Source organism: Parabacteroides sp. AF19-14 (genome assembly GCF_003635485.1).
Taxonomy (GTDB): Bacteria; Bacteroidota; Bacteroidia; order Bacteroidales; family Tannerellaceae; genus Parabacteroides; species Parabacteroides distasonis.
Genome location: NZ_QTMJ01000007.1, coordinates 155,474 through 177,568, shown reverse-complemented (window position 1 = coordinate 177,568; position 22,095 = coordinate 155,474). Strand labels below are relative to the sequence as shown.

Here is a 22,095-nt window from a genome sequence, read left to right as displayed (position 1 = left end):
GCCCCATACATAGGCAACCCTGATTAATTTTAATATCCCGGATTCTGCAAAAGTCCAGGATTAATATCTATCGCATTCACTGGTATCGGAAAAAGTAATTTATCTTTAGTCAAGTTAAACCCTTTAGAGTTTATTACCTCCATTGCTCTATTTGTTCTTACTAAGTCAAAAAAGCGATGGAATTCCATTGCCAATTCTACACGGCGCTCATGCTCTAAAGCTTTATTAAAGGTATTATACTCCTTCGGATAATCAGCATCACCATATCCAACAAGCCCGGCCCTAGCACGAACTTGATTTAAGTACTTCTTACCTTCATCTTCACCCACAGCCTCTGCATACATCAATAAAACGTCCGCATATCTCAGTATTTTAAAATTATTACCAGGATTTCTCCAATTAGGATCATAGAACTTCATCGTAAATGCATAATCTTCCCATTTTCCACTTTCTAAATCAACGAAACCCTCAACAACAGTAACATTTTTACGAATAGTATCTGTCGGTTCAAATTCCGCTATCAAATCCTTCGTTGGCGTACAATGCCCATGTCCTCGGAATGTTTCTGTTTGCCCAGGTAGATGGAAAGACCATAAAAAAGGCATATAAGCAGTCTGGTGTGTACTATTCGGATTTGAAACTCCTGCTAAAAATTGGCATTCTAACAATGATTCTTTGCAATTCTTTGTAGTTGGAGCAAATAAATACTCATAGTCAGTACCATCAACTAGCCCATCCTCATTCGTATCCAATGAATATAAACCACTGTCAATAACCGATTTCAGTTCTACAGCAGCTTTAGTCTTATCTCCAAGCGTTAAGTAAACTTTCCCTAAAAGAGCCATAGCTGCATATTTCGTCACTTTTCCAACATGCGTTTTAGAATAAGATTCGGGAAGATACTCTTTCGCCATAGTCAAATCAGTTATAATCTGTTCATATACTTTTGAAGGATCCTCCCTTAAATAATTATAAGATTCTTCCGGAGAAATCGGAGCCAAAGGCATCGGAATAGCTCCCCACGCCCTTACCATATTAAAATAAAACAATGCTCTAATAGTACGAACCTCTCCTATGAATTGCTTTTTTGTTTTTTCCTCCTTATAAACAGCCTCACTGTTCTCTAGCCAATATAATACATTATTACATATGAATATACCATTATAACAAGCATTCCATGCATCTAATATATACCCATTATTATCTTCCTGTATATATCTACTTATATTATCTAGAAAAGGATCACTTGAAGCAAAATACTGCATCCATGTATTATCAGAATATAACTCTCCATATAATTCACAAATGCTAGACTCTTCATACAATCTGTTCAATTGCCTATAGCAATCGTTTACAGCAGCAGACAACTGATCTTCTGTCTTATAAAAATTCCCTTCTGAAACTTGCGTATTTGGAAACTTACTCAAAAAATCATCACCACAAGAAATCATCAAAGCTCCCATAGCTAAAATCAAGACTATCACTTTTTTCATAACATGATCCTTTTAAAATTCAACATTAATTCCCATTGTAAAAACCTTAGCCGTTGGATATTGATTATCCGAAGTACCTCGTCTTCTAGCTTCTGTTGCATTATTTTTAAACGATTCAGGATCTATCCCTGGATATTTTGTTATCGTAAATAAATTAGTTCCATTAACAAAGAGACGAGCAAAACCAATATGCAATTTATCTGTCAAACTCTTAGGTAAGGTATAACCCAATGTGATATTTTTAAAACGTATATATGAGCCATTTTTCAACCAATAAGAAGACCCCTGTGTTTCAAAATGATTCGTATTTCTATTTAGTTTATAATGATAACCATCTCCTGGTTGCTCCGGAGAACGATATCGATCCACCATTTCTGCCAGATAGTTTCGTCCTTCATGATAATAAGTTGAACGAATCATATTCATATCATAAATCTTCTGTCCATGTGCACCTTGGATCAAGAAACTTAAGTCAAAATTCTTATACTTAAACGTATTTGTCATACCCCAAATAAATTTAGGAGTATTTTGCCCCAATGTAGTACGATCCTCTGAGTCAATCTTTCCATCATTATTAACATCTTCATATTTTCCATAGCCAATGCCAATACCTGGATATTTAGCTGCTGATGCTAACTCTTCTTCATTCATGATTACCCCTTGATAATTGTAGCCATAAAATTCATATAGAGGATGATCGACTTGTGTAATCAAGCCTAATTGTCCAGCATTACCCGGGTAAAACAATATAGGAGCATCATCTTCTCCTAAACTTAACACTTTACTTTTATTCGTTGAGATGTTAAATACAGTCTGCCACTGGAATTTACCGACTAAATTTCTTGTCGTTAAATTTAATTCTACACCTTTATTTTCCAGTTCTCCTATATTTTTAAGTACTGTCTGAAATCCCGAAGTAGCCGGCACCGGAACATTTAATAGTAATCCATCACAATAAGAACGGTACCAATCGGCTTCCAGTAGAATTCTATTTTGTAAAAATCCTAAATCCACACCTATATTTAATTGTTGTAGCCTCTCCCATTTTAAATCTGGATTGCCTAATTTACTAGGATAATAAGAAGATTCTATATTTTCTCCATAAACGATTTTCCCTTTATCCAAATTTGCTATCCAAGAATAGTCTGCAATCCCATCATTTCCAGTCACACCATAGCTTGCTCTGATTTTTACAGTATTCGCTATTTTAACCAATGGCTTAAAAAAAGATTCATCAGACAACCTCCAAGCCCCAGATACCGAAGGGAAATAGCCCCATTTATTATTTGCTCCAAAACGTGATGATCCATCTCTACGCAAAGAAGCTGAAAGCATATATTTTCCATCAAAGGTATATGAAGCCCTACCAAACCAAGAGACTCGGGCTGTTTCAACATCAGAATCAGCAGCTGCACTTAATGTTTTACCCGCACCAACATAATGAATCAAGTCATTCTCATAATCTGTACGAGCAGCGGTTACACTTTCCAACCTACGATAATTTGCCTCATAACCAGCTAACGCAGAAATCACATGTTTACCAAACTCCTTATTATATGTAAGTAAATTCTCGCTTGTGACATAAAGCGTCCTATCCCATTTTTTATAGCCATAGCCTGCATCCATAGCGTTAGGTCCCATATTATGGTCTTTAGGCTGATATTCATCTCTATCCGAACGATTTATATAATAATTAAAAGTAGTTTTGAATTTCAATCCGTCAATAATATCTAGGGCAATAAAAGCATTTCCATAATTCTTGAATTTCTTACTATATAATTCCCAATCAATACAATAAAGAGGATGCCCATTACGAGCCCTAAACAACAATGAGTTATAGTTCTCAAATCCCTCAGTAGTTGTAGGTTCACCTAAAAGGCCGTCCTTACCATAAACTGGATAAATAGAGGGATACTGAACAGCCCACTCCACTGTCCGACTAAAAGGTTCTCGTTCCTTATCATACAATGCGGTCATCATTCCTCCTATTTGAAGCCAATCCTTGATTTTTGTGGACGCTTGTAAAGACATCGTATATTTCTGATATGTTGAAGTGATCACGACACCATCTTGTTTGACAACTCCCATAGTTGCTGAGAAATTAGAGGTTTTATTCCCCCATGAATAATTTAAATCAACTTGATGCATAGGGGCATTCCTATATATTACATCCTGCCAATCCGTATCATATAAAGTTTCGGGAGAGTCTAACGCCGTAGGCCAAGTATATTTATATTGATTCCTACGTGCTTCTAAAGTATTAGGAGCATTAGGATCTCCACCATCTTCAATCCATGCATTCTGGATTGCATCCTTAGCAGCTTCGGCATATTCTGCGGAATTCATAACATCAACCTTTTTTATCGGCTGCTGTATGCTAAACTTATATCCAAAATTAATTTTACCTTTACCCTCCTTTCCGCTTTTTGTAGTGATAAGAATTACACCATTTGTTCCTCTAGAACCATAAATCGCAGCAGAAGCCGCATCCTTCAAAATATCAATAGACTCAATATTACTAGGAGGAATCAAATTTAAATCATAGTCGGGCATTTGGATACCATCCACCACAACTAGTGGTGCCTGAGAAGCTGTAACAGAATTTATACCACGAATTTGAACGGTAGAAGAAGCTCCCGGACGACCTGTGGCAGAAACAACCTGAACACCAGCTACACGTCCAGCAATGGCCTGTCCAGCATCAACAGCTGGTGAACTAATAACATTCTCATCCATTTTAACTGCTCCTACAGCCCCTGTCAAATCTCTTTTCTTCGTTACACCATAACCTACCACTACAACTTCATCCAGCACTTGGGTATCTTCTTGCAACCTAACTGACACAGCTGTTTTACCAGCCAAAGCCACTTCCTTCGTATTGAAACCTATATAAGAAACCAAAAGAACAGCATTTTCCGGAACATTTTGAATAGAAAAATTCCCATCAATATCTGTTATTGTTCCATTTGTAGAGCCCTTTACAACAACATTGGCTCCAATAACCGGTTCTCCACTAGGATCTAAAACAACACCTGTTATTTTATTAGTTTTCTTGGATACTGTTTTCTCAATCGCTCCCTCTTTCTTCAAGATAATATTCTTCCCTTGGATCTCATATATCAATCCTTGACCACGCAAGATCTGTTCGATTACCGCATTGACCGATTGATTCTCCGCAGACACGGATATTTTCTTCCTTGTATCCACATCCGCAGATGAAAATACAAATGAGTAGCCACTTCTACTCTTTAGTTCATCCATCGCTTGCTTTACTGTTATATTGCTAGCTTTCAAGGTTATATCCTGAGCATTGGCAGTTAGATTTAAGCAAAACGAAGCTACGACCATATAAATGGCCTTTTTTACAACTTTCATAAATAGCTTAATTTTTAGTAATTTAACTTGTGATTGATGATGACCTTTCAGAGGATTGATTACATTTGTAATCCTCATCCAGATCATTTGCATAATGTAATTTGAGGATTTACGAGTCGGAGGATCTAGCCCATTCTCCGATTCCTTTTATTATCCTGTTACTCCTTTTTTAATCTCCTTCCATATTCTCCATATTAAAACAATTTTAAGGTTAAACAATTATCTATCACTTCGCATAAAGCAGAATACTATCACCTTCCACTTTATATCTTACTTGATTTGTCGCAGTTATAATATCTAACACATTATAGATAGTCTGTTCTTTTCTATTGAATAACGCATAAAAGCGATTATGGGTTAACTGTTCATCCGCAATATGAATCTTCACATTATAGCTACGATTCAGTTCTTTCACAATGTCAGATAGAGGCATCTCATCGAAGAAAAGTCCGCCATTCGTCCATTCCTTAGCGTTTTTCACTTCCGCCCGACTTATAATCATTTCCCCGGTAAGTTTATTCAAGGTAACTTTCTCCGAAGGAGATAAGTAGTTTATTCCCATCTTCTTCACATAATTCTCTAGCTGAACTTTTCCTTCCAACAGATTCACGGTTACCTCTTCGTCCTCGTCATAATTCCGAAAGTTGAATTTAGTACCCAATACTTTTACATTCAATTCTTTCGTCATCACGTCAAAAGGTAACTTCTCATTTTTCCTCACCTCAAAATAGGCCTCTCCATTCAGCCGAAGATGGCGGTCTTTCACCCCAAAACCTTGCGAATATACGATCTTTGAGCCAGCGTTTAACCAGACCAATGTGCTATCCGGTAAAATCAGCTTGGTCTTGGCCCCTAAAGGAGCTTCCACCAAGATATCCGCAAACTGGTTCTGTAATTGCCGCTCACCCCACCAATAGGAAATCGTAGAAGCGATCAATAATAGGATAACCGCTGCCGCACCATAAACGATTTTAGGAATATTGAAAACCGTACGGCGTTTTTGCTGGGTACGAGAAACAAAACGATCGAACGCCTTATCGACATTATAGGCACAGGAATCATCGGCAACCAAAGCAGAGAACCAAAGTTCTTGTTCTTCATGATCAGGTAATGATCGCTCGTTTTTCGTATGTGATTTCTTTTCTTCCATATAGATTAAATATCCAGCTTTTATATATAAGACAGTTATTTCTCCTCAAGGGGTAGTGAGAAACATCAATTTTTTCATCCTCACAAGGAGAAAAATGATATCAACAAGATCAGATACTTCCTCAGATCTTGATGTAAGCGGGTTAAAGCTATCTTTATGTGGTATTTAACCGTATTGACAGAAATTCCTAGCTCTGTAGCGATTTCCTCATTTTTCTTATGCTCAAAACGGCTTTTCCTAAAAACTCGTTTACATTCATCGCCTAAACTATCGATTGATTTTATGATCTCCTTCTCTAACTCCCGTTCAAGTAATATACCGAGCGGCTGTTCATCCGATTGTATCATAGCGTCCCACCCTAAGGTCTCAGACTCAATCTTCGAGAAACGAACTTCCTTCTTTTCCTTTTCTGATGAGATATGGTTATAACAGCGGTTCCGCACAGCCCGCATTAGATAAGCACGAAGAGAGCTATTTATATCCAATGTCTCACGGATTTCCCACAGATGAAATATCACATCACCAACTATAGTCTCCGCTAGAAATGGGTCGCCAACCAACTCATTCGCAAATTGACATAGTACCACATAATGACGATCATATAAATATCGATAAGCATCTTGCTCGCCATTTCGTAATTTTTGCACTATTAACCGCTCCTTAACATCCATCTCATCGCAAAGATGAGATTTTAAAATGAAAATTAAAAATATTATTTCTAATTATACGATCTTCCATCCACAGCTTTTTCATTTACCGCTCCGTTTAAATGAAGCTTCTTGTAGATTTTTATATGCGCTCTGGTTTTCAGTGGAAGGATTCGGGACAAACACGTACGACTTTCATCCAAAACACGTACATGTTTTTTCAAAAAGTCGTACGCGTTTTGGATGAAAGATCATCGTGCTTTTTTGACTCTGATTTTTAGCATTTTACACACTAGGCTCATCAGTGGTCTTATTGTACGGAATTTGTATTGAGAACAAAGCTTTCCGGCTTAACCCAAACGGATGGGTTGCCATCTCATATACGTGCCGGTCCGCCATAACCACTCCATCGGGCCGTAGCGCAAGCCCGACAGCCAATATTGGCTAAAGGCTATCTGTATAGCCGTAAATCCAAGGCAGACCAATACACTCAAGAAAACACCCAAATGGCTCCAATCCAAGCCAAAACCGGAGAAAATAAAGACACCGGTCACGGATTGTACGATATAGTTTGTCAATCCCATACGCCCATAGCTAACCAATGGTTTCATGGCATTTTGAACTTTTACCGAGCGGTAAGCCTCTAAGACCAACACCACCCACAGATAAGCCGTCATCAGATTAATCAAGTTAGTTGTCGTAGCACCCATCCACGCATTGATAGAGACCTCACGCCAAGATGCGGCAGGTATATAAGGTTTTAGCAGATACAACAAGCCGATTAAAACCAATGCGACCAACGCCCCGTAATTCAAACGGCTACGGAACTCATCCATGCGTTGGAACAAGCGGATTCGGCCTACGATAAATCCGAGGATAAACAATCCCAAGGTCAGATAGATACGACCGCTGGCAAACTGGAAATTCATTTTTCCTACCAATCCGTCCCAAGCGTTGTTCTCAATGGTCTCGGCTAATGTCGGGACTCGCCGGGGAGCCTCAGCACGAGCGATAGGTGCGGCAGCCGGTCTCTCCACCACTTGCTCGACGGCAAGAGCCGTTACAGCCTTATACGCTACGGGAATTAGCGAGGCACCGCCCAAGAAAAGGAAAAGGGTGATTCCCACCAATAATTTAGTAGGCCATTTATACATCAATACCAATACAAAACCAAGCAACGCATACACCAACAAAATATCTACACGGACTAATAAACCATGAACAAAACCAATCACCAGCAATAGTACCAATCGCCATAAAAAACGAGGACGGAAATCAACACCTTTTTGAGCTGCCCGATCCATCTGGATAAAGAAGCTCAAACCAAACAGGCAAGAAAATATAATGAAGAACTTGCCGAACACCAAGTAATTAATAAACCACCGAAAAATCTCATCCAGCGTCCCTTCCCAAGGGAACATGGCTTGGGGAGCCATCGTCCCCATAGCGCCAAAATGCTGCATCCCATGAATCAAGCAAATACCAATCAAGGAGAAGCCACGCAGAGCGTCGATTACCGTAATACGTCCACCGGACGAAGCAAGTGTCTTATTCATTTCCATATCCGTAATAATTTTTATTCTTATTCGTTTTTTCAAGTTTGATAACGCAAAAGTAAATGGTGGCACTAAACGCCGCAATACTTTCAAACTCCAAAACGAAAAGAATAAGCCTCATCACGAAAAGAACTAATTTACGGTAAGATAAGCAATTATAGTCCCAACGGCCAAAATAGCGCCGATTGCGGTCTCATAAGGAATCAGCCTCAACCGCTCACGAATGCTTATATCCGCTACCCCACCAGTAGCGTGGAAGAACGATCCATGCGGTAAATGATCAAGCACGGTAGCACCAGAATGACACTAATAATCCGATAAAAGCTCCCCATGCACTCATTATACCCATGTGTTAGTGATTCATATAGTATTGGATTACACGCAATTGTTGTTCCAAGGCACGCCCAATATTCCAGCAAGTGAAATCCTTATCCATCGCCTGCTCCAAGGAAACCGGATAAGGAAGAAGTGGCAAGACCGCCAGAAACCCGGATTTATTAAGTGCCTCTACCTCCTCTACGGAACCACCCATTACGATAACCGGGATACCCTGTCTCATGCCTGCCTGCAATACTCCGCATGGGGTCTTTCCCATGCAAGTCTGTTTATCCAGTTTACCTTCTCCCGTAATAATTAGATCCGCCCCCCGTATACATTCATCAAAACGCAAGGCATCCAGAACCATCTGGATACCGGGTTTAAGTTCAGCCTTTAGGAAAGCGACAAATCCTCCACCTAAACCACCTGCGGCTCCCGCACCCGGAATGTCGTCTATCTCTATTCGTCCCGTTCTTTTTATGACTTCCGCAAAATTTCGCAAGCCCTCATCCAGCAAACGGACCATAGCGTCGTCCGCTCCCTTTTGGCGGGCAAAGACATACGCCGCCCCTTTCTCACCATAAAAAGGGTTATTCACATCGCAGGCTATGGTAAATGAAGTTTCCCGCAATTGCGATAATGCCCTTGAGCAATCTATCTCATAAATCTGATTAAGGATCTGCCCACCCAATCCCAGCTCATTCCCGTTTCTATCAAGAAAACGAAAACCCAAGGCCTGCAACATACCGGTTCCTCCGTCATTCGTTGCGCTTCCTCCTATTCCTATCAAGAAATCCCGGCAACCACGATCCATAGCGTCTTTTATCAACTCTCCGGTTCCATACGTCGTTGTTCTCAAGGGATTACGCTCCGACACAGGCACTAACGTAAGACCACTCGCCGTCGCCATCTCGATAACCGCCGTACGATTATCTCCCAGTATCCCATAAGTGGCCTCGACCGATCTCATCAACGGATCATGTACGACACAAGATACGGCTTCTCCACCCATCGCCGTAATTAAAGTCTCCACGGTACCTTCTCCCCCATCCCCAACCGGGATTTTCACGACCTCGCAATCCGGAAAGACCTTATGGATCGCCAACTTGGCACATTCAGCCACTTCAATAGAAGATACTGAGCCTTTAAATGAATCGGAAGCAACAACGATTTTTTTCATTTACCAACCTTTTTATAACATGAAAAATAAGATGCCCAAATATATAAAAAAGGAGTGTCCTTTTCCGAGGACACTCCCATAAACTTAACTAGGTATTCTTTATTTTGCCCGTGTACATTTGATTACCTCTTGATTGATGTATTTAACCTTCTCCAGATCCATCTTTTCCACCTTTCGGTCATAAGTGACCAAGCCGTTTATCTCATGTTCCACATCTGTAGTCTGCGTATAGATGGCCGTGCTTAGTCCGAAATAGTTTATCATCTGCTCTAGCTCGGTAAGCATTAATACATAGGTATCGGTCAAGATTTCTCTATTCAACATCATCTCATAAGCGTCATTGCGTACAGGCCACATATGCCCACGCACAAATAGACCTTTTCCTCCGAATTCGCCAAGGGACGCAGCACGTTTATCATCGGGACGGGGGATCGCCTTAGGCTCGATCTTGCCATAATGATGCATATCCACGAAATCTCCATTTCCGGGATCTCCATAAGCCTTACGATAGCCCGGAGCGTAATTATATCCCGACATACCGTTTACCCAACGATTCGGATCGTACTTTTTCACCCAAGCGGTGATGTCTGTCGCTTCAAAGGCTCCCCAATTCTCATTAAACGGAACCCACATCACGATAGAAGGCGAGCTGACGTGTTGGTCGATCATCACTTTCAATTCGTCACGGAACTGTTTACGAACCGCCACGGAATCCTCACCATCCGGCTCCCAAAGATTCGGCATATCTTGCCAAACCATCAAGCCAAGCCTGTCACAATGATAATACCAACGTTGAGGCTCTACTTTGATATGCTTGCGTATTACATTAAAACCCGCACGTTTCGCCAGTTCTATATCATACAACAAAGCCTTGTCGGTAGGAGCAGTAAATGCGCCATCGGGCCAATAACCTTGATCTAAAAGACCGATATGGAAAACAAACTCCCCGTTCAATAAAGGCCGAAGCACACCATCTACCTTTCCCATACTAACAGAACGCATACCAAAATAAGAAGATACCTCATCTATTATCTCACCCTTTCGATCTTTCAACTGTAATTTCAAACCATACAAGAAAGGATCATCTGGACTCCATAGACGGGGTTCCCGGATAGGCAAGTAAAAACTCATATTGGAATTTCCTTCGGTTCTTGCCACCTCTGAAGTACCATTATCCGCGATAGCCGTTACCTTTAACTCCTTATCCTCCGTATAAGCAATTACTTCCAACCGATTATTTTTTAAATCGGGCACTAGCTTAATCTGAGAAATATATTGTTTCTCTACCGGTTCAAGCCAAACGGTTTGCCAGATACCGGAGGTAAAAATATAATCTCCACGTGAGCCGTTCTTGCCCGAAGCGGCCCGGCCGTCGTTAGGATCATAAGCACCTACCACAAGGACATTTTCACCGTATTTCAAATAATCAGTAATATTTAAACTAAAAGCATCGTACCCTCCCGTATGGGTACCCACCTTCTTACCGTTGACAAACACAGACGAGATCCGATCTACAGCCCCAAAATTCAACAATACATTCCTGCCCTTCCATGCTTGAGGAACAGAGAAGCTACGCTTATACCACAGGCAAGTATCACCCCCACGAGCTATACCAGATAATTCCGATTCCGGAGGATACGGCACACGTATCTTTTCTACTTTTGCGGGAAAGACTGGAGGGGTGGTTGCCGTAACAGGATCAAGCAGGTCTTTTCCTCCCATATAATCCCATATACCATTCAGATTCAACCATTCCGAACGCACCATCTGCGGACGCGGATATTCCGGTAAAGGAATCTCAGCCTTCAATGCCTCCTCTGTCCATGGAGTAGGCAATGTGAACTTCTCTAGGATTTGCGCCTTTACGGAGAAGAGATCTCCCCCAAAAAGAAAGGAGCAAAGAGCTAAACAAACAACGGTAATCTTTTTCATAAACCAACTATTTAAGTAATTCCGGATAATATTTCCGGATCAAATCTTGATCTTCTTTCTCCAACTTATCGATCAAGACCGGCTTATCTTGCGGCCGGAGACCTTTTTGGTTGATTTTGTTGATCAAGCTCCAATCCTTAGCCGGTTTCTCCGGGCTGGGATCGGCAGGTTCATGAGCCGGCAAATCATAGCGGGTAAAGTCGATGACGTAAGCCGGGGAATTTTTCGTATGCCAATCACGTAATAAGGCCAAGCGGAATTCCTTATTCATAAACCATTTTATCTCCAAATTATTATAAGAGTCTCCCAAACCAGAGCCACGTTCTACGAAGCGATAGTTCCAGTCGTCGTTCGATTTATATTGTTTTCTCCAAAGTTCGCCAAATTCTCCGAACGTAACGAAATGAGTATCCGGCCAGCGTTCCTTGGTACCCGTTACCCACATCTTCATGGCATCACAGATGAGATCCTTCCCGAACTCATGTACCATCTGCGCCTCCCAGATATTGGCGACCCAGCCAAAGCCATTCAACTCAAGACCTTTATCAAAGTGAATCGCTTCCGTGTGCATCACCTCACGATGCCCCAAGTCAAGCCCCCAACCTTTGTACGTCTCGATCGGGCCGACACCTCTACGGCTGTTGTATCCATCGATACCATGTCCGGTCTGTCCGCTACGGCGGGCACAGATAAAGTCCATCGTCCAGCCATCCAGATTCACGCAATCGATGAAATCGCTTTTTCCCTGAGCCGGCTTGCAAAAGTGTTCCGTCGAGGGATAGAAAGGATAAGAAGGAGAACCGTCAGCACCACCACCGTCTATATTATGCTGGCTCCAGATCACGGCGTGCGCCACATGGATGTTCTCTTTCTCCGCCAGATATCTTAGATTATCGGCCGATAAGAAACCTCCCATAATCGATTGGGGACGATAACCATTTCCTACCATTTTAGAAATGATCTCTATCGCCTCCGACATCTCACGGTTTACCCGCTCACGGGGTAGATACATCGCAGGAAAATAACCGGGGAAATAAGTAACCTCATCCCCATATTTCTTTTGGCACTCCACTACATAATCACGGATCTCCCGGTAATTCTTCCGTCCGTCCTCCAAGGCATTCATCGTGAATCCCCATGTAAGACGACCGTTCGGGTTATTCGTGGCGAAAGCCTCCCGCAAGGCCCGCACTCCTTCAAGCGTATGCCAATCCACCTCATCGCGGGGATGTAACTTGACATCCCGGGAGACTTCCCAAGGCGTCGTACGTATCATGATACATAAGGTGACAAAACGATTTCCTTCTATCGTCAGCGGTTCCGTATTCGCCGGGACGACCACAGGATCCGCCGCCCTTAATTGAAAACCACTGAGCACAGCGACCATCCATACGATCACCCATTTTCTCCAAACTGATATATTCATATTACTTTCTCGCATTTGTACAATCTATTACTATTTCCTGATCCGACGGAAATATCCTAAAGACATAATCCGAACCAGATTCAGGTTTCCTTATATGGCCTTTCTCGCAGGTGATCACGTAGTTAAAACCATCGAAGCTAGCGTTGACCGCCTTATCCTCTATAACGGTGAAAGGTAGCTCCTTCCCTGCCGCAGCCTTTAGCTCTAAAGCCCATGAGAAGTCCGCCTCCTTTGACAGAGCGGCTACCTCGAAGCGGGTCTCATAGAAGGTGATCTTGAAAGCATGGCCTTTTGAGTCTTCGGCGGAAACTACCAAGGTATCCTTGCCTATCTCCGTCACTACCGGATGGTCCAAGGCAAGTTCCTCCTTATCTCCATCCTTGTCTAATCGGACGATCCGAAGCCCGGCACGATCGAGTCCCTCGCTCCACATGAATCCGTCCACGACCGGCAACGTATAGAATAGGAACTGGTTCCCGTCTCCGGGCTTTTCCAGATAAGCCGACTTATAGCTCTCGTCGAAAAGATGGATATCCCTAAAGCGGAATGTTCCCTTCTCCCACAATAAGTTCGCCCGATAATAACGGCTGTTAAACCAGACCGTCTTATTGCCTTCTCCACGGACATCCGTCAACGTAGTGACAGCCGTCGCCGGCGTAACCTTGAAGCATTCCTTGAACCACGCACCGGATTCGCCCAGCGTCTCCACCCGGATCTTATTTTCCTTCCTCAAGGAGTCCAAGATAGGGATCTGCATCTCCAGTCCCTTGCTCATATTACTCCACGTGAAAGAGTTCTCCTGTCCCGCTTGCGCGTAATTGAAGGCCAGACAAGGCTGATCCACGATCGATTCCAAGAAATAATCCACCCAGCGGCGATCCATGCCCGCCTTCTCATACACGGGTTCCAAGGAGATCACCCCTTGACGCTCTTGTCCCAGACCGTCATCATACTGATAAATAGGATCACTGCCCAGCATACGGAAAATAGGAACGGGGATTTGCCCCTCCTCGGTCTGCGCCGGCATATAGGCGTTTACCCGGCTCGGGTAATAGGCTTGGTTCCAGTAACCACCCCATAGGGTATAACCATCCGTCCCCACTTGGTCCTTGCAGTTGCACGACGCCACGATCTTATATTTATCGTACATATACCCCAAGGTATGCGCGTCGATAAACCAAGAGCCGACCGATTTCGGGTACGTGCCGAATATCTCCTTGAACTTCGCCATATAGACATCCACCAGTCGCTCCCGTTCTTCTTTCGTATATCCGGTGCTGAAAGCGATATTCGCGTGCGAGACCCAAGAATGCTCGCCACGCCACTTGATCCCGGCGGCCTCGATCTGCGGTTGCGTAAGTTCCCACCAAGCGCCGATCTCGGAATGATCATTGAGTTTACTTTTCAACAGATCTTGGTACAATGGGTTGATCAACGCATCGTACTGTAATAAAAAGGTCGCCGGTAAATCATATTTATTCACCAATTTCACTTGCTCACAAACCGTCTCGTACAATAAACTATCAGCGTTCTCCACCCGGTAATCTGTCTGGCGGATGAAATTGATGATGTTGATAATACGGGGAGCAGCCGCACTCTCAACCGGTTTCTCTCCCGCGCTACGGCATCCCGCACAGCAGAAGACGATAAAGCATACAAGACCTATCTTCTTTATGAATGACATTCGATTCAATTTTAAATTCATTTACTCTCATAAAATATTCTAGAAATGGCATTTCACCGGTGTAAAATCATTTTTAGAGATCTAAAAAGCATTTCGCAAGGGTGAAAAGCCATTTTTACCGGAATATAAGGCATTACCCTACCACCCCGGGTTGTTCGGAGCCAAGTTCGGGTTCAGATACAACTCATCCAACGGAAGGGAATAATAGTAATGCTTCGGGGTCACAAAGTTACGATTCTCCGCCGGTTCCACAACCAAGAAACCATTTTCGTCTGTCAAACCGGGATTTCCCTCGTTCAAGACATCCAAGTTCTCGTATTCCGAACCTTTCAGCTTAATACCTTTTATGGCACCTATCAATTCCGTCTCAGCCGTCTTCCAACGTCTCAAATCATCCCTGCGGAAACCCTCGAACGCTAACTCGATCGTACGTTCCCGACGAATCTCCGTCCGCATATCCAACCCATTGCTCTTCACGAAAGCGTTGGTCAGAGGAGGCATCTCCACACCTTTCCGGGAGCGGATCACGTTGATCGTCTTGTTCAAGATGTCATCGCTAATCGCCCCGTCTTTCTCGTAAGTGGCCTCGGCCAATATCAGCAATACCTCCGGATAACGGATGATGTGATAGTCGAATACATCCTTGTCCGAAGGAACAGAAGTCTCCGCCATATACTTCCATAACTTATAACCCGTACGTGTCTCGGGACGTATGGTAAATTGCGGCGGGCAGGTCAAGGCACCGTCTTGCGGACTGATATAGTCGGTTCCGGGCATCAAGAAGGTCTGTGTCATACGAGGATCACGGTTCTCGTACTCACTCTTGATCGTGGCATATCCCTCAAATCCGGAATTAGCGTTCTCAATCGGCAATCCCGTACTCTTACACAAATACATATCGGCCAACTTACGGGTAGGCGTCCCTCGCCATCCCCAATATACAGGGCACGCGTCGCTATGGTGGCGGATATCCGTCTCATACCGACTGTCGAAGATACCTTCTTTTGAATTATCGCCCGCATTGATAAACAAGTAGCGGTAGCTCTCCTCACCAGAGCCTTCATATAAAGCATACTCACCACTATCGATCACTTTTGTAGCGGCATCGATCGCTTGTTGCAACAACTGCTGATAGTCCGAACGGTGCTGGTGATACTTCGCCCACGTCCCGGCAAACAAGGCAACCCTCGCTTTCAACGCCAAGGCAGCGCCTTGGGTTACACGTCCCGCCTCATCCGAGCTTAACTCACTTTGCAAGGGTAGTTTAGCATACACCTCGTTGAGTTCCGACAAGATGAAGTCTTCCACCTCCTGTTGCTTATTCCTAGAACCATACAACTCCGGGGAATCTACGGTAAGCACCTTCGTCAAGATAGGAATATCGTTGTATTTCGCCATCAACCGAAAATGCGAGTAAGCACGGAAGAAACGGGCCTCAGCCACATACCGCTCGATCTCCGAGGGATCGCCCTCGTACGTCTGGCTCTTCTCGATAATCATATTGCTCTGACGCAGGTCTATGAAAGTAGAGTCCCATAGGGCATCCGTATTCGGGGCGATCAACGTACCGTTGCTCGTCGTATTCTCGTTCAACTCATAGGCGATATCGCTATCCGTATCCTTCGTGCCGAACGTCTCGGTACGTGTGTAGAGCCAATTGACCTCTTTCTCGAAATCATCCGGGGTTTTCCAGAATAGCTCGTCCGGCATATTATCTTTTGGCAACAGGTCTATATCTTGGCAACTTGACAAGAACAAAGCGGAAACTATAAAGCTTCCCAATATTATCCGATAGTTTTTCATGACTTTTCGCTTTAATTTTTAAAATACGACATTTATACCAAATGAATAATTACGGGTAAACGGATAGGAAGTAATGCTACCGCTGTTCTCCTCCGGGTCCCAACCATTTGGCGTGTTATGTACCTCAAATAAATCCTCGCCGGAAAAATACACCCGCACCTTCTGCAAACCGGCCTTCGAGGTCAAAGTCTGCGGGATCGTATAACCGAACTGCAAGTTTTTCAAACGAGCATACGCAACGTTAAACTTCGTGTTCGTAGATACATAATAATTGTAGTTTCGTTTATCCTTCAACGTGATCGCCGGATACTGGGCGTCCGTTCTTTCCGGGATCCAAGTCTTTCCATACCAATACTCGGCGGATTGATACCATGCCTCTGGCATCGGGCACCGGCTCTCCCCTTCCAAGAACATCGTCCTACGGCCGACTCCTTGTATGAAAGCACTCAAATCGAATCCCTTCCAAGCCATACTCAGGTTAAAGCCGAAATTATAACGCGGGTTCTTGTCGCCCAAGTATTTCACGTCACCGGAACCTTCTTTACCATCACCTAATACGGATAGCTTCCCGTCTCCATCCAAGTCCTTGTACATAGCGTCACCTACGCTCAAGTCACCCGGGATACCCCCTTCCGAGAAACGAGATTTATACGCCTCCAATTCTTGCTCATTCTGGATGATTCCATCAAATTCATATCCGAAATAGGAATTCAACGGATATCCGGTCGGAGTCTCGTTATTACCTAATTTGATCAGGTTACTTCCAACCCGATCCACGACTTTGTTTTTCGCATCACTGATATTAAAGCGAACCGAGTAACTGAAATCCTTGATCTGATCCCTCCAGCCTAGAGAGATTTCCCATCCATGAATACTTAAATGGCCGCTGTTCGTGCTCGGAGCGTCCGCACCTAACATAGAAGGATATGTCTTCGGGATAAGCATATTCTTATTCTCTTTCCAGAAGTAGTCGAACGATCCATATAAACGGTTATTGAGCGTCGAGAAATCAAATCCCACATTGGTTGTCTGGATCGTCTCCCATGTACGAGAGGTAGAAATAATATTTCCAGACGTAGCCATTTGTCCTTTTACGCCAGTCCCGAAAGGATAATAATCGTTCGATAAAGAGATCAATTGAATATAATCATACAATCCGATACCAGACTGATTACCCATCTCTCCATAAGAAGCCCTTACCTTCAAGTCCTCGAACCAACCCAATCTTTTCATGAAGCCCTCTTCCCCGACACGCCAAGCCGCGTTTACACCCGGGAACCATCCCCAACGGTGATCCGGATCAAAACGGGAACTACCATCCGCACGGATCGTTCCTTCGATGACATATTTATTGGCAAACGTATAATTCACTCTTGAGAAGAAAGAATTAATCGTCCACTGATTTCCCTCGCTCCAAGCGTTTTGATCTTGGGCGCTACCCAATTGCAAAGACATATTTTCTTGTTGGTCGAAGTTAATACGCTTCGCCGTGAACCTATCATAGTTCTCAGACTCATGGGAAGTACCGACCATCACGCTTAAATCATGCCGGTCATTGAAGTTCTTTTTATAATCAGCATAGAGCGTGAAGTTCTTGGATAAAGTTTTCTGGTAACGACGCTCTGCGCTATTCGGCGTACGTTTCTCCCGGACCTCGTTATTATCCCAATCGTAATTGGTGATTTTCTTGTTCGTCACGTTCTCGTCCATATCATACTTACGGATCACGGCTTGCCCCACCAATTGTAATCCATCGATCACTTTCCAGCGTAATTGGTTGTTGACCGTTATATTACCTGTAGTCTTATTCACCATACCCCCGTCTTCCAATACTTGGGCCGGATTATCGAAACCCTCGAATGTATAGAAAGTTCCCGACGGATTGTACATCGGAGTCCAAGAGCGAGTCTTATAAATCAGTTCCCATATATTTTGTCCTTCCGTCAAACCCGAGGAATAGTCCCTGTTGCTTGCCTCATAAGCTAAATTAAGATCGTAAGTCAAGTTCTTGAAGATCTCGACGCTCGATTTAGCACGTACGAAGTAACGCTTGTTCACATCCTCACCGAATTTAGGGATACCTTCCTCCCGCAGATGGCCTAAAGACAACATATACGAGTATCTCTCTCCACCACCGGAGATATTGACATTGTAATTCTGCATATTACCATTGCCAATAAGCATATCATTCCAGTCTTGATCCTTGAAGAATTGCGGATAGCCGGTCCAACGCCCCCATTCCGCATCTGTCAACACCAGATCACTATTCTGCCGGATCAGGTCCAATTGATCTCTCGTGTATTCTGGAGTGAATGATCCATCGGTGATCTCCAAGGCCATCTCCGCATGTTGTAATAGGTTCGCCGGTTTCCTTAACAACGCTGGAGTCTTAATAGAGTAATATGCATCAAAAGCAACAGATGTCTTCTGATTGCGCTTACCACTTTTCGTTGTCACCAGAATAACACCATCCGAGGCACGAGCACCGTAAATAGCGGCCGTACCATCTTTCAATACGGAAATATTCTCGATATCGGAAGGATTGATCATATTAATGTTTCCCTCCGCTCCATCAATCAATACAAGGGGAGTACCACCGTTGATAGAAGAGACATCACGAACCTTCATGGTCATGTCCGAACCCGGAGCGCCTCCGGCACGTGTAATCGTCAAACCGGGTACCTCTCCCTGCAAAGCCTGAGCCGCATTCTGAATCGGACGAGATTCAAACGCTTTCGCGTCAGCCGTAGATACGGCACCACCCAAGTTCGCTCTTTTTACCGTACCGTAACCGACAACTACAACCTCATCCATTTGCAAAGCATCTTCCCGTAACTTCACGTTCAAATTCGCTTCCTTGCCGGGACGCAATTCCGTCATGGCATATCCGATGTAAGAGATTTGAAGGACACCGTTTTCAGCTACCTCCATCGTAAACTTTCCATCAAGGTCCGTAACCGTTCCGTTAGTAGTACCTTTCTCAACTACGTTCGCGCCAATAATAGGTTCACCATTCTCGTCGGTCACTACCCCTTTTACCAAATTCTTCTTTTGTAAAACCGCCTGTGAAGAAGGAGCGGCTTTCTCGTTTTTTGTAGAAGGATTAATTAAGATGAAATTATTCTCGGTAATCTCATACTTTATCCCTTCCTGCTCGAAAAGACGCTTTAAGATAGTTTCTACCGTCTGCTCTTTCACATGTACAGATACTTTCTTATTCAGGTTAACCTTCTCGCTCTCGTAGATAAAACGGAAGCCAGACTGTTTCTCTATCTTGAAAAGAACCTCCTTTATTGTCTGGTTATTAACGTCCAAAGACAACTTTGTCTCTTGCGAATAGACAGAGGCCGAGATCTGAAGTGAACATGCGATAGAGAATAATGTCGTCAATCTCATAATAGACAAAGTTTTTTTAAGGACCGGAGACTCTTCCGGCCTTGCTATATTCCAAAAATTCATATATTTGTAATTCGATTGTTTGTTAACACTAGTGTTACGAGCACTAATTTTAATGATCAAAAAGATGACGGGGAATGTTCCAGCATTTCCCGTTTTTCATGTGTATTCATGCGATTCCTGTTCTTTACTTCATAGGCAGACTTTATTTAGAGGTTATACTTATATTTTTTCCTTTCACGCTATAACTTATATCACTCAATCGGGATAGTACGCCCAATATATCCGTTATGGTTTCCTCCTGTATGACTCCATCGTAATGTATACTATTCCCCAAATCCTTTTGAAGATGGATAGTCACATCGTACCTCCTCTCCAGATATTTACAGACGGAAGCTAGCGGCATATGATCCATATAGAGTTTATCTTCCAGCCAACTGTACGAATGAGATAACACGCCCGATGTCGGTCTCATCTTGTTGGTTTGCTTATCGAAAATCGCCATGTCACCGGCGTTCATTAGCAACTTATCATTCCCATGATCCAACTCGATACAGCCTTCCACCAACGAGGCTTCAACTGTTTTTTCATCCGTATACGCTTGCAAATTAAAAGAAGTACCATGTACCTTTAAGCGTAATCCATTGTTCATCTTGATCACGAACGGTATCTTGTTCTTCGAGACATCGAAAAAGCCCTCTCCTTGGAAATTCACTTCCCTGATATTCTCCTTCGCGTTATAGGAATACGTAATATCAGATCCTGAATTCAGCTTAACAACGGAACCATCCGGCAAGACGACCTCCGATCGGCTTCCGTAATCGGCGGTCATTCGAACCAGCATTTCCGGCTGTTTATCAAATACTCCCATTTTCGAAAACCCGAGGACAAGCAATAAAGTAGCCGCCACTCCTGAAATGATATATCCGATATTCACCAAGCGTTTCCGCTTATTATCTCTCTTCTTATTGATACGATCGATCTTATCCCATGCGTATTGAGCATTAAAAGTTTCTTGCTCCAGATAAGAGCCTGTTTCTTTCCAGATCTCTTTATACCGTTTAAAATCCTCTTGATTAGACTCATCCTCAGCCAACCATTCATCCAGAACCGGATCCACGATCTCTTCATTCATCCTCTCCGATAAATGGTCAACGATGTGTTCTCCTATTTGCTTTTTCTTCTCCATGAGTCTAGTCTTTGTTTAAATGACACCGCAAATAAAAAAAGGTCCTATACAGACCTTAAAAATTTTCTCATTATTTTATACCTCCTTCATCTCCAGACATTCCTTCAACTTCTGTAAAGACATCCATATTTGATTTTTAATTGTTTTCACGGATATAGATAGTTTCTCCGATATTTCTTTCTGCTTCAATCCTTTTACCCTGTGAAGAAGTAACACTTCTCTGCTCCGATCCGGCAAATGGTCTATACAATCATAAAGAGCGATCCTAAACTCTTCTGTTTCCAGTTGATTATCCTCATAGGATAGAAGTAATAAGTCTTGATTCTCTGATAAACTTCCCGTCTGCACCTTTGATCGGATAAAGTTCAAGGCCAGATGTTTAGCCATCCGATATAAATATCCTGATACATTTTCCTTTATCTCTATTCTCCCCCTATTTTTCCATAAATTCAAGAAAAGCTCTTGAACAACATCCTCCGCATCATTTCTATCCATCAATAGACTATACACATACTGACAAAGACGCCCGTAATAACGATCAAACAGTTTATTATAACTGATATAATCATTATTTCCGATCGCTATCATTAAAACCTTATCGGCATGAATTTCCTGCATACAATCTTTATTATCATGAATATTCGCAATCGTCTTTACAGGTAAATGAGTTTCGGCAAGACTATGGCTAACAAAAAGAAGAACGAAGATATAAAGCGAACAGAATCAGTTTGTAATCGAGGTTTAAAAAGATGCTTAGTTGATAGATCTGAGATTTCATAAAAAGGAGGAATAGATTATAAATATATATGGTTGAGTGATTTACGGTTTATCAACAAAACCATAGTCTTGCCGAGACTCAGTTGTAATAGATCTCAGAAATATATTTTACAAGGGATCAATCGTGTCTTTCCTCAAATCTCCTGTAACGCAAATGTAGAAAAATTAT

At 42.9% G+C, this 22,095-nt stretch carries 13 protein-coding genes and 1 pseudogene; all 14 read right to left on the bottom strand.

Annotated features, from left to right (window positions below):
* Window positions 1-29: 29 nt before the first annotated feature.
* The 14 genes and pseudogenes from DWX33_RS09480 to DWX33_RS09415 all read right to left on the bottom strand — a co-directional run bounded on the left by DWX33_RS09480 (window position 30) and on the right by DWX33_RS09415 (window position 21,767).
* Window positions 30-1,493: a RagB/SusD family nutrient uptake outer membrane protein gene (locus DWX33_RS09480; RefSeq protein WP_122380269.1), complete on the bottom strand. Its 1,464-nt coding sequence runs from the start codon at window positions 1,491-1,493 to the stop codon at window positions 30-32.
* 12 nt (window positions 1,494-1,505) lie between these two features.
* Complete coding sequence (locus tag DWX33_RS09475; protein ID WP_158595294.1) at window positions 1,506-4,868, bottom strand: TonB-dependent receptor; 3,363 nt, start codon at window positions 4,866-4,868, stop codon at window positions 1,506-1,508.
* A 226-nt stretch (window positions 4,869-5,094) separates the two neighbouring features.
* Window positions 5,095-6,018, bottom strand: coding sequence for a FecR family protein (locus DWX33_RS09470; RefSeq protein WP_122380267.1), 924 nt, complete (start codon window positions 6,016-6,018; stop codon window positions 5,095-5,097).
* Window positions 6,019-6,098: 80 nt separating this feature from the next.
* Window positions 6,099-6,689 carry an RNA polymerase sigma-70 factor gene (locus DWX33_RS09465; RefSeq protein ID WP_041525604.1) on the bottom strand — a complete coding sequence of 197 codons (591 nt, stop codon included), beginning with the start codon at window positions 6,687-6,689 and terminating at the stop codon, window positions 6,099-6,101.
* Window positions 6,690-7,015: 326 nt separating this feature from the next.
* Window positions 7,016-8,227, bottom strand: coding sequence for a DUF418 domain-containing protein (locus DWX33_RS09460; RefSeq protein ID WP_122380266.1), 1,212 nt, complete (start codon window positions 8,225-8,227; stop codon window positions 7,016-7,018).
* Between the two features lie 126 nt (window positions 8,228-8,353).
* A pseudogene (locus DWX33_RS22810) lies at window positions 8,354-8,524 on the bottom strand (GntP family permease); the annotation flags it as partial.
* 49 nt (window positions 8,525-8,573) lie between these two features.
* Window positions 8,574-9,719, bottom strand: coding sequence for a glycerate kinase (locus tag DWX33_RS09450; protein ID WP_122378911.1), 1,146 nt, complete (start codon window positions 9,717-9,719; stop codon window positions 8,574-8,576).
* Between the two features lie 99 nt (window positions 9,720-9,818).
* On the bottom strand, window positions 9,819-11,651 hold the full coding sequence (locus DWX33_RS09445) for a glycoside hydrolase family 2 protein (RefSeq protein WP_122380265.1): 1,833 nt from the start codon (window positions 11,649-11,651) through the stop codon (window positions 9,819-9,821).
* A 7-nt stretch (window positions 11,652-11,658) separates the two neighbouring features.
* Window positions 11,659-13,092, bottom strand: coding sequence for a DUF3863 domain-containing protein (locus DWX33_RS09440; RefSeq protein ID WP_122380264.1), 1,434 nt, complete (start codon window positions 13,090-13,092; stop codon window positions 11,659-11,661).
* Complete coding sequence (locus DWX33_RS09435; protein WP_199713285.1) at window positions 13,079-14,761, bottom strand: hypothetical protein; 1,683 nt, start codon at window positions 14,759-14,761, stop codon at window positions 13,079-13,081. The genes DWX33_RS09440 and DWX33_RS09435 overlap by 14 nt, the downstream gene beginning before the upstream one ends.
* Window positions 14,762-14,899: 138 nt before the next feature.
* Window positions 14,900-16,564 (bottom strand): RagB/SusD family nutrient uptake outer membrane protein, encoded by a 1,665-nt coding sequence (locus tag DWX33_RS09430; RefSeq protein ID WP_122380262.1) that lies wholly within the window; start codon window positions 16,562-16,564, stop codon window positions 14,900-14,902.
* Window positions 16,565-16,582: 18 nt separating this feature from the next.
* Entirely contained in the window at window positions 16,583-20,023 is a 3,441-nt protein-coding gene (locus DWX33_RS09425; protein WP_122380261.1) for a TonB-dependent receptor, read from the bottom strand.
* Window positions 20,024-20,165: 142 nt separating this feature from the next.
* Entirely contained in the window at window positions 20,166-21,149 is a 984-nt protein-coding gene (locus DWX33_RS09420) for a FecR family protein (RefSeq protein ID WP_122380260.1), read from the bottom strand.
* 75 nt (window positions 21,150-21,224) lie between these two features.
* Window positions 21,225-21,767: an RNA polymerase sigma factor gene (locus DWX33_RS09415; protein ID WP_122145659.1), complete on the bottom strand. Its 543-nt coding sequence runs from the start codon at window positions 21,765-21,767 to the stop codon at window positions 21,225-21,227.
* Window positions 21,768-22,095: the final 328 nt, after the last annotated feature.